Here is a 10,294-nt window from a genome sequence, read left to right on the forward strand (position 1 = left end):
GGTGACGTCCGCGGCGCTCCCGGCGTCCGCGCCGTGCGCGGCCGCCGCGGCGGCGATGCCGGCCACGGGTGCCTCGACGGTCGGCCCGGTGGCGGGCCCGGTGGTGGGCCCGGCAGTGGACACAGTGGTGGGCCCGGCGGTGGGCGTGCTGATCCAGTGCCGGCGCCGCTGGAAGGGGTAGGTCGGCAACTCCACCCGCCTGGTCGGGTGGCCGCGCCGGCCGGCCACCGCCGGCCAGTCCACCGCGGTGCCGGCGGTGAAGACGGTCGCCACCGCGGTCACCAGCGACTCCGGCTCACCGCGGCCCCGGCGCAGGGCAGCGGCCAGTACCGGCTCGTCCGCCGGCCCGTCCACCGGTCTGTCCGTGATGTCCCGCAGCACCTCGCGGGTGAGCGCGGTGAGCGCGGTGCCGGGGCCCAGCTCCAGGAATGTGGTCACGCCCTCGGCGGCGAGGGCGCGGATGCCGTCGCCGAACCGGACCGGCCGCCGGACGTGGTCGACCCAGTAGTCGGCCGTGGTCAGGTCACCGGGGCCGGCCGGCGCGCCGGCAACGTTGGAGATCACCGGCAGGGTGGGTGCCGCGAACGTCAGCTCCGAGGCGACCTGCCGGAACGCCGGCAGCATCGGTTCCATCAGCGGCGAGTGGAACGCGTGGCTGACGGTGAGCCTGCTGGTACGCCGGCCCTGGGCCCGGAAGTGCTCCGCGATCGCGGTGACGGCGTCCTGCTCGCCGGAGACGACCACCGCGCGGGGGCCGTTGAGGGCGCCGAAGCCGACCGTCCCGGACAGCAGCGGCGCGACCTCCTCCTCGGAGGCCTCCACCGCGACCATGGCGCCGCCGGGCGGCAGATCCCGCATCAGCGTGCCGCGCGCCACCACCAGGGCGGCCGCGTCGGGCAGCGACAGCACTCCGGCGACGTGTGCCGCGGCGAGCTCGCCCACCGAGTGCCCGGCCAGCAGGTCCGGGCGGATCCCCCAGCTCTCGACCAGCCGGTACAGCGCGACCTCGATCGCGAACAGCGCCGGCTGGGTGTACGCGGTGACGGCGAGCGTCTCCGCCGGGCCGTCGAACACCAGGTCACGCAGGGGACGGTCCAGGTGCCGGTCCAGGTGCGCGACCACCTCGTCGAAGGCGGCGGCGAAGGCGGGGAAGGCGGCGTGCAGCCCTCGGCCCATGCCCGGGTACTGGCTGCCCTGCCCGGAGAACAGCACGGCCAGCTTTGCCGGCCCGCCGTCGGCGGTACGCCGGCTCCGGCCACGGATCACGCCCGCGGCCGGCTGGTCGTCCGCGAGCGCGCGCAGGCCGGCCCGCAATGCGCCGCCGGTGCGCCCGATGACGACCGCGCGTTCCTCGAACGCCGTCCTGGTGGTCGCCAGCGCCACGGCCACGTCCACCGGATCCACCGTGCCCGCTGGATGGCTCACCGGATGGCCCGCCAGATCCGTGCCCGCCGGCTCCGGCGGGGCGTCCGCTGACTCCGCCGGGCCAGGCTGCTCCGGGCGCGCGCTGTCGGGGCCGGCGTCGTCACCGCGCTGGTCGTCGACGGGCTGGTCCTCGGCAAGCTGGTCGGCAAGCTGGTCCGCGAGGCGCCCGGCGGCGGTGCGCAGGGCGTCCGTGCCCCGGGCGGAGACCACCCAGGGCACCACGGCGGGAACCGGCCGCGACACCACGGCCGGTTCTGAGGCGGTGTCCGTTTCCGCAGCGGCGGCCGGCTGCGAGGAGGTAGCCGGTTGTGAGATGACGGTCGGTGGTGAGCTGACCGAGGGTGAGCTGACAGAGGGCGAGCTGCCAGAGCCGGCCGGACGGGCAGTCGGACGCCGCCCGGGCGCCGTCTCGGCGGGGTGGCCCGTCACCGCCGGCGGCGCGGACACCACGACGTGGCAGTTCGTCCCGCCCATGCCGAAGGAGCTGACACCGGCGAGCGCCGGCCTGTCCCCGGCGGCCCGCGGCCACTCGGTCAGGGCGGTCTGCACTCGCAGGTTCAGCTCGTCGAGTGGGATGCGCGGATTCGGCCGGACGAAGTTCAGGTTCGGTGGGATCTCGCCGTGGTGCAGGCTCAGCGCCACCTTGAGCAGCCCGACGATGCCGGCGGCACCCTCGAGGTGGCCGACGTTCGTCTTGGCCGAGCCGACCAGCAGCGGCGAGCCGGCGGGCCGGCCGCGGCCGAGCACAGCGGCGAGGGCCGCCGCCTCGATCGGGTCACCCGCCGCCGTGCCGGTGCCGTGCAGCTCCACGTAGTCGACCGTGCGGGGGTCGACGCCGGCCTGCCGGTACGCCTCGCGCAGCGTCTCCGTCTGCCCCTTCAGCCCGGGGACCGTCAGACCCTCGGTGGCCCCGTCGTTGACGACGGCGCCGCCGCGGATGACGCAGTAGATCGGGTTGCCGGCCGCGAGCGCGCTGCACAGCGGGCGCAGCACGACCACCCCGCCGCCCTCGCCGCGGACGTAGCCGTTGGCCCGCTCGTCGAAGGTGTAGGACCGGCCGTCCGGTGACAGCGCGCCGAAGCGCCAGGCGGCCAGGGTGCCCTCCGCGGTCAGGGCGAGGTTCACCCCGCCGGCCAGGGCGAGGTCGCTCTCGCCGCGGCGCAGGCTCTCCACGGCCAGGTGCACGGCGACCAGCGCGGACGACTGCGCCGAGTCGACCACCAGGCTCGGCCCGTGCAGGCCCAGCAGGTAGGACAGGTGGTTGGCGATGACACCCCGGTTGATCCCGGTGATGCTGTGCCGGTTGAGAGCACCCGGCCCGCCGCGGTCCACCAGCGCCGCGTAGTCGTTCCAGGTGGCGCCGATGAACACCCCGGCGCGGCTGCCGGCGAGCCGGCCCGGCACGATCCCGGCGTCCTCCAGCGCCTCCCAGCCGAGTTCCAGCGTCAGCCGCTGCTGCGGGTCCATCGCGGCGGCCTGGGCCGGGGAGAGCCCGAAGAAGGGCGCGTCGAAGGCGTCCACTCGGTCGAGGAAGCCACCGCGGCGGGGCATCCCGTCGAAGGCGGGGTCGGCCGGGATGGTCCACCGGCCCTCCGGGACGTCGGTGATCGCGTCCCGGCCCTCGCGCAGCAGCCGCCACAGCGCCGCGGGGTCGGGCGCCTGCGGCAGCCGGCAGGCCAGGCCGACGACGGCGATGTCGTCCGGGGAGCCGTTCACGATGCCGTCCACCGGGGCACCTCCAAAGTCATCCGCGGGGGCGTTCCGGCTGGCGGAGCCGGCCTCGGCGGGGACGGCGTGGGGGACGCCGGTGTCGAGGCCGGCGCTGTCGGCGGCGCCGTTGGGGGCACCCGTGGGAACGGGGCGGATCTGCTGGCGGTGCTCGGTACTCATCGGTGGGATCGCCTCTTGGAGGGTGGGACGGCGAGGCCGGACACGTCGGCGCCGCCCGGCTCGGGGCGGCGCTGCGCGGCGTGTGCTACAGGGCGGAGCTACGTGGTGGACCACGGGGCGGGATCGTGTGTTACGGAGTGGAGTCGAGGAGGTCCCGCAGTGCCTGCACCGTCCAGGCACGGGTCTCGGCGGCGTGCCCGGGGGCGCCGTGGACGTCGTCGTGTTCGAGGACCACCAGGTCGGCGAGGTGCGTCCGCAGGAGCTGCACGTCGTGTGCCGGGATGATCTCGTCACGGGCGCTGGCCACGTAGCGTACGGGGATGGTGACGGCGGTGAGCTCCTGGTCGGACAGCGCGAACCCGGGCAGCAGGTCGGGCAGCAGCCCGACGTCGACGCCGGCCAGATGGGCGAGGGTGTCGCGGGTCACGGGGGGCAGGGCGTCCTGCCAGGCCCGGTCGGTGAACAGGTGCCGTACCGGGGCGCCGGCGGTGACGATCCCGCGCAGGCGGGGATCCTCGACGGCCCAGCGCAGCGCGAGATGCCCGCTGAAGCTCAGGGCCAGCACGAACGTCCGGGACACGTCGGCGGAGTCGGCCAGCGCGTCAAGGATCGCCGGGAATATCCGCCAGCTCTCCGGCGTGTACCGCAGGGTGTTCTCGCCCACGCCGGGCAGCTCGGTGACGACCGCGGCCAGGCCCAGCTCGGCCGCGGTGAGCAGGACGGGCACCCACTGTTCCTTGATGCTGACGATACCGCCGGTAATGATCAGTAGCGGTCGTCGCTGGCCGCCGGCCGGGCTGTCGGGGCCGACCAGGCCGGTGGTCCAGGCACCGACGGTGCCGTTGCCGATCTTCAGGTCGAGGCGTTCCACGGCGGGCACCTCGTAACGCCACTCCTCGATGGTGCGCACGCAGTTCTCCAGGGCGTCCAGGCGTGCGTTGCCGTCCACGAAGGGGAACCGGGCGAAGTTGTAGAAGGCGGCGGCGGTCAGCAGCTCACCTTCCGCCTCCCGCTCCTCGGCGGCCCGCGACCATTCGTAGACCCAGGACCCCGGGCCGACCCTGTCGTGGGAGATGCCGGCGGTCAGCGCCTGGTACTCCTGCGGGCCGATGCCCAGGGTCGCCGCGTGTGCGGCGACATGCCTTTTGAGCTCGTCGACGTCGCTCATCTATGCATCCCCTCCGCCTGGCTGCTGTGTCTGCCGCGTGTGTGCCTGCTGCGTGTGTGCCTGCTGCGTGGCCACACCGACGGGCGTGCGTCCGCCGGCTGGCTCGGTGTTCGTGGGCTCCGCGGTGTTCGTGGGCTGAGTGGCCGCGGGCCGCGAGGCGGCCGGGGCCACGGCCCACGGGAAGGTCTCCAGCCCCTCCTTGATCTCGGCGAGCACGTCCGCGGCCTCGGCGCCGTCGATCACCCGATGGTCGAAGGCCAGGCTGAGCCGCAGCACCGGGGCCACCACGACCCGGCCGTCGCGCGCGACCGGGCGATCGACGGTCCGGCCCAGCCCGAGGGTGATGGTGGTGCCGCCGACCGAGTGGAAGCCGTCCACCGGACGGTGGCCGAGGGAGGTGACGGCGACGGTGCCCCACACCGTCGGCCGGGTTTCCAGCGGCCGGACCACCCTGCGGAACGCCCGGGCCGCCTTTGTCCAGCTCCGCGCGGCGTGCAGCCGCCGCACCCCACCGAACTCGGGCATCGTCGCCGGGTCGCCGTCCCGGAACCGTTCGATGTGCCGCTGGATCTCCGCCAGGCTGCGGCGCTCCAGGTCCGGCACGACGGTGGCCAGCACCACCCGGTGCCCGTCGATGGTCTTGTCCAGGGTGACCTTGCCGTGCACGGCCGGGTAGCGCGCCGTGCGGGGCCGGCGTCCGTCGAGGATCGCCGCGTTGGCCTCCGGATGGTTCGCCAGGACCCGTCCGGCGACGTAGAGCACGTAGGTTACCGTCGAGTGGCGGGCCTGTGAGCCCTGTGAGCCCTGTGAGCGCAGCGCCCGCAGGCGGCTCATGTCCACCTCGGTGTCGAGGAAGACCGGCGCGAACCCGCGGGTCTCCCGCAGGAAGAACAGGGTGTGCCGGCGCTGCCGGGCCAGCTCGGTGATGGTCATCGGCGTCTCACACCTTCTCCAGGGCGAATCCGGCCTGGATCCACTTGCTGGACTCGACGGCGATGCCGAGTACCCGGTCGCCGTCGGCGAGCTGGGGCAGCACCCGTTCGAGCTGCTGGAAGGGCAGGGCGTTGGCGTTGTTGCCGGTCTCGTTGACGCAGGTGACCTCGTGCATCCCGGGCACGTCGAGCCGGGCCATGATCCGGGCGGTCATGGTGCCGGACAGCTGCGGCGGCAGCACGTAGTCGACCTCGTCGGAGGACCACCCGAGCTGCTTGAGCAGCTCGGCCAGGATCTCCTCGGCCATCACCGGCACCGACGCCTCGATGGCCTTGTAGTCCTCCCGGGCGCCGGTGCCGTCCAGATGGCGCTGTGCCGGGCCGTACCACTCCAGGATCTGGCCGGGCGCGCGGCGCAGCCCGGCCAGCCGGGTGAACACGGTGCGCAGCGCGGTGGAGTCGCCACGCGGCTCGGTGGTCAGCACGACGGCGCCGGCGCCGTCACCGAAGAGCGCGACGTTGACCATCTCGGCCGGTGGCAGGCGGCGCAGGTCGAGTTCCAGGTCGTAGTGTTTGGCGATCACGTCACCACCGAGGACGAGGGCGGTGCGGTGCCGGCCGGTGAGCAGCATCTGGCGGGCGACGTCGAGCGCCTGGAAGGCGCCGGCGCACCCGGACTGGAGCTGGTAGGTGGAGATACCGTCGATGCCGAGCCGGTCGGCGACCACGTTCACGGTGGCGGGCATCAGGTGGTCCGGGGTCGCCGTGCCCATCACCACGAGGTCGATGTCCTCGGCGGTGAAGCCGGAGGTCTCCAGCGCCTGCCGGCCGGCGGCCTCGCCCAGGTCGGCCAGCGAGTAGCGAACCTCGCCGGTGTCCAGGTCGACCGCGAGATGGCGGGTGCGGGTGCCGATGAAGGTGTCGACCCACTCCTCCCAGATCGGGTCCATCCCGAAGCGACGGGCCAGGGCGGCGTTGTCGACGGGAGGGCCGGGCAGCGCCGTGCCGACGGCGGCGAGGTGGACATCGGGCGGGGTCATCGGGTTCCTCCGGGTCTACGGCACAGCCGGTCGTGCTACGGCACAGCCGGGTCAAGGACGGTGGGTGCGGTGCTGGCTCCTTCCGGTTCCGGGACGAGGGCCGCCCGCGACGGCGTCGGCGTCCGCGGCGCCGAACCAGCGGGTGAGCGCCGTGCGCAGGCCCGCCTCGTCGGGCGGGTCGCCGTGCTGTGCCACCCACGCCACCTGCCCGTCCGGCCGGACGAGGACGGCCGCCAGCCGCGCGAGCTCGTCGCCGGGGCGCCCGTCGGCGGCTGCCGTGTCGGTGGCCTCCTCGAGCCGGGCGGCGACGGTGTCGACCCGGTCGGCCCAGCCGGCGCCGAGCCGGCTCGGCGCGAAGCTTGCGCCGAGGCCCGCGCCGAAGCCCGTGTCGAGGTCCGCACCGAAGCCCGCACCGGGGTTCGCGCTGAGATCGAGGAGCACCCCGCGGGCCGGGTGCAGCAGGCGTGACGTACTGGTCGGGGTCCCGTCCGCGGTGCGCAGCGCCCGGTCGGGCAGCCGCCGGCCCACCAGCGGATGATCGTCGCCGAGGTCGTGGCGCAGCCCCAGGCCGGTCACTTCCGCGGCCATCAGCCGGTTCGCGTCGGGCTCGGCGAAGACCCGCGTGAGCACCTCCCGCAGGGCGTCGACCGCGGGCCCGCCGCCCATCAGCACGTCCTGTGCCTGGGTGAGACGCAGGACCGCGGCCACGGCCGGGTACCGCTCGGCATGGTAGGTGTCCAGCAGGCCGGCCGGTGCCCGGCCACGCACTGTCGCGGCCAGCTTCCAGCCCAGGTTCACCGCGTCGGCGATGCCCAGCCCGAGTCCCTGCCCGCCGAACGGCGGGTGCACGTGGGCCGCGTCCCCGGCGAGCACGACCCGGCCGCGGACACTTTCGGTAACCTTCCGGGTGGCATTGCCGAACCGGCTGACCCATATCGGGACGCCACCGGACAGGTCGAGCCCGGCGATGCGGGCCGCGCTGTCACGGATCTCCTCGAAGGTCGGCGCGGCCCCGCCCGGGGCGGGGGCCCGGGCGGGGCCGCGGACGAACACCCGGGTGGTGTCCGCGTCCAGCAGCGTGAGCCCGACCCAGCCGCGCTCGTTGCGCAGGAACGGGAACGGGGCGCGGGGCAGGGTCCGCAGTTGGCTGGCGGGCACCCCGCGGACGTCGGCGAGCAGCACCTCGGCGGTCGCCGACGTGCCAGCGAAGGTGAAGCCGGCAGCCCGGCGGACCGTGCTGCGGCCGCCGTCACAGCCGACCAGGTAGTCGGCGTCGAGATGGTAGGTGCCCGCCGGCCCGGTGACGAGTGCCCGCACGCCGCCCGGGGCCCGGGTGAGCCCGACGACGCGGTGCCCGCGCCGGATCCACGCGCCGAGCCCGGTCGCCCACTCGGCCAGCACCTGCTCGACCTCGGCCTGCCCGATCAGGGCGGCCGGCCGGTCGGTGTCGAGCGGGCGCAGGTCCAGCCCACCGGCCAGCAGGGCGAAGTGCCCGGCGGCGGCCGGTCGCAGCCGGTCCCCGAACAGCTCCAGCAGGCCCCGCTGGTGCCATGCCGCCAGGGTGGCGGCGTACACACCGGGTGCCCGGGACTGCCCGGCCGGCCGCTCGAGCGCCTCGAGGACGACGACCTCGACGCCGGCGAGGCGCAGCTCGCCGGCGAGCATGAGGCCGGTGGGGCCGGCACCGACGATGACGACGTCGGTACGCTCCACCCCGTCCCCCGCGGGGGCGGGTGGGAAGGATGCGGTCGCGGTCACCATCGTCTTCAGACGGGTTGGGCCAGCGGCGCCGGCCGGGTGGGTGCCACTTCCGCGAGCACTGGGAGCACCTCCGCGGCGAACAGCTTCGCCGAGGCGAACGCGGCATCGGATGGCAGCGCGCCGAACTGGAAGGCGGCGTTGACGTAGCCGACCCCGGCTTCGGCGAGCTCGACGAACTGGGCCAGCACTTCCTGTGGGCTGCCGCCGACGAGACGGTCGCGGGCCAGCGCCTCGTCCGCCGGGTCGACCGTGCCCAGCAGCCCGGGGACGACCCCGTCGACGGGCACCCCGCCCTGCGCCAGCGCGCGGGAGGCGCCGAGCTGGCGGGCCACCTCGCGGACGGCCGCCTCGCGGGCGTCCGGGTCCGTGCCGACGAACACGAACCGGTTCGCGGAGAACTCCGTGTCGGTGGCGCCCGGCGGTGCCTGCTCCGCCAGGCTGTCGATGAACCGCCGCCGCTCGGCGAGGTCGGCCGGCGACGACAGCGCCAGCCCGAGGTGGTGGAAGCCGTGCCGGACCGCGAAGGCGGTCGACTCCTCGGTGGCCGCGGCCAGCCACACCGGCGGATGGGGGGTCTGCACCGGCCGCGGCAGCACCGTGACGGTGGTGTCGATGTGGTGGTACCGGCCGGTGAAGCTCGTCTCCGAGCGGGTCAGAAACTGCAGGATGAGCTCAACCGACTCCTCGAAGACCTCACGGCTGTTGGCGAGGTCCCGGCCGAAGCCGTGGAACTCGTGCGGCTGGTAGCCGCGCCCGATGCCGAGGTCGACCCGGCCGTCGCTGATGGCGTCCAGTGTGGACACGTCGGCGACGAGACGCACCGGATCCCACAGCGGCAGCACGAGGATACCGGTGCCCAGCCGCAGGTCGGGGGCGATCGCCGCCGCCTTGGTGAGCAGCAGCAACGGCGAGGCGCTCAGGCTGTAGCTGGAGAAGTGGTGCTCCGTGATCCAGATACCGGTGAAGCCTTTGTCGTTGGCCCATTCGACCTGGTCGAAGAAGTCCCGGTACTTCTCCCGGGTCGACTCCTGGTCAATGGCGGTCGAGGGGCTGAGGTAGTTGATGCCAACGCGCACTTCCGGCTCCGTTTCGGCAGGGGGAGGGGTCGGCCGTGAGACCTATCATCATGGCGTTTCCTAGTGGCTTCCTTGCCGGCCTCTAAAGTGAGTGGACTGCCTCCGTGATTGTGCTGGGGGAGGCACAGAAACGCGATTCTGAAGCGCCGGCAAAAGCTGGCGAAGGTCGTTCTTAAGTGTTCTTGTGGACAGTTCGGGGAAACATTACCGTTGCTTCCGTTCTACTGTCCCGGACCGTTCGACCACAGTCGACCGCCGTGTTGGAGGCCGTCTTGTCTGTTGATCTTGAAGATGCCCCGTCTTTTCCGGTGCCTCGGACCGTCCCCTACCAGCCGCCGGAGTCCTACCGTCAGATCAGCAGCCGCGGCCCGTTGAACAAGGTCACGTTGTGGGACAAGCGCAGGGTGTGGCTGGTGACCGGGTACGCGCAGGGCCGTCGACTGCTCAGCGACCCGAAGCTGTCCGCGGACCGCACCCGCCAGGAGTACCCCACGATGGCGCCGCACCTGGGGGCCCAGGCCGCCCGCAAGCTGGTGCTGGTGGGGGAGGACCCGCCGATCCACGACATCCACCGCCGCCTGCTCAACCCCGAGTTCAGCCTCAAGAAGGCGCGGGCGCTGGCACCGCGCATCCAGGAGCTGGTGGACGGGCTCATCGACGACATGCTCGCCGCCGGCCCGACGGCCGACCTGGTCCAGAGTTACGCGCTGCCGATCCCGTCGCTGGTGATGTCCGAACTGGTCGGGGTGCCCTACGAGGACCACAAGTTCTTCCAGGCCGCCACCGCCGGGGTGATGCAGGCCCGGGAACCGGCCGAGACCGAGGCGGCCGGTGCCCAGCTCGCGCAGTACCTGGGCACGCTGGTCGAGCGCAACCTCACCGAGCCCGGTGACGGGGTGATCGGCCGGCTGGTCCACTATGTGCAGGCCGGCACCATTACCGCCGCGGAACTGACCCAGCTTTCCATGGTGCTGATGATCGCCGGGCTGGAGACGACGTAAC

Annotated in this window: 7 protein-coding genes; 1 reads left to right on the plus strand and 6 read right to left on the minus strand. The window is 73.6% G+C overall.

Annotated features, from left to right (window positions below; translation table 11 throughout):
• The 6 genes from CM1CMNOD_RS08795 to CM1CMNOD_RS08820 form a co-directional block, all read right to left on the minus strand.
• The coding region (locus tag CM1CMNOD_RS08795) for a type I polyketide synthase (RefSeq protein WP_207387481.1) at positions 1 to 3,315 on the minus strand (3,315 nt) is incomplete at its 3' end.
• A 130-nt stretch (positions 3,316 to 3,445) separates the two neighbouring features.
• The gene (locus CM1CMNOD_RS08800) at positions 3,446 to 4,483 is read right to left on the minus strand and encodes an alpha/beta hydrolase (RefSeq protein ID WP_013873317.1); all 1,038 of its coding nucleotides are present in this window, start codon (positions 4,481 to 4,483) and stop codon (positions 3,446 to 3,448) included.
• Positions 4,484 to 5,416 (minus strand): 2-oxo acid dehydrogenase subunit E2, encoded by a 933-nt coding sequence (locus CM1CMNOD_RS08805; protein WP_013873318.1) that lies wholly within the window; start codon positions 5,414 to 5,416, stop codon positions 4,484 to 4,486. It lies immediately after the preceding gene.
• Between the two features lie 7 nt (positions 5,417 to 5,423).
• Positions 5,424 to 6,455 carry a 3-oxoacyl-ACP synthase III family protein gene (locus CM1CMNOD_RS08810; RefSeq protein ID WP_013873319.1) on the minus strand — a complete coding sequence of 344 codons (1,032 nt, stop codon included), beginning with the start codon at positions 6,453 to 6,455 and terminating at the stop codon, positions 5,424 to 5,426.
• A 51-nt stretch (positions 6,456 to 6,506) separates the two neighbouring features.
• Positions 6,507 to 8,213: an FAD-dependent monooxygenase gene (locus CM1CMNOD_RS08815; RefSeq protein WP_050803446.1), complete on the minus strand. Its 1,707-nt coding sequence runs from the start codon at positions 8,211 to 8,213 to the stop codon at positions 6,507 to 6,509.
• An 8-nt stretch (positions 8,214 to 8,221) separates the two neighbouring features.
• Positions 8,222 to 9,292 carry an LLM class flavin-dependent oxidoreductase gene (locus tag CM1CMNOD_RS08820; protein ID WP_013873321.1) on the minus strand — a complete coding sequence of 357 codons (1,071 nt, stop codon included), beginning with the start codon at positions 9,290 to 9,292 and terminating at the stop codon, positions 8,222 to 8,224.
• Positions 9,293 to 9,600: 308 nt separating this feature from the next.
• On the opposite strand from CM1CMNOD_RS08820, the gene CM1CMNOD_RS08825 reads away from it, so the two are divergent.
• Entirely contained in the window at positions 9,601 to 10,293 is a 693-nt protein-coding gene (locus CM1CMNOD_RS08825) for a cytochrome P450 (RefSeq protein WP_050803448.1), read from the plus strand.
• The last annotated feature ends 1 nt before the right edge of the window (position 10,294 follow it).

It is taken from the genome of Protofrankia symbiont of Coriaria myrtifolia, from assembly GCF_900634755.1.
GTDB lineage: Bacteria > Actinomycetota > Actinomycetes > Frankiales > Frankiaceae > Protofrankia > Protofrankia coriariae.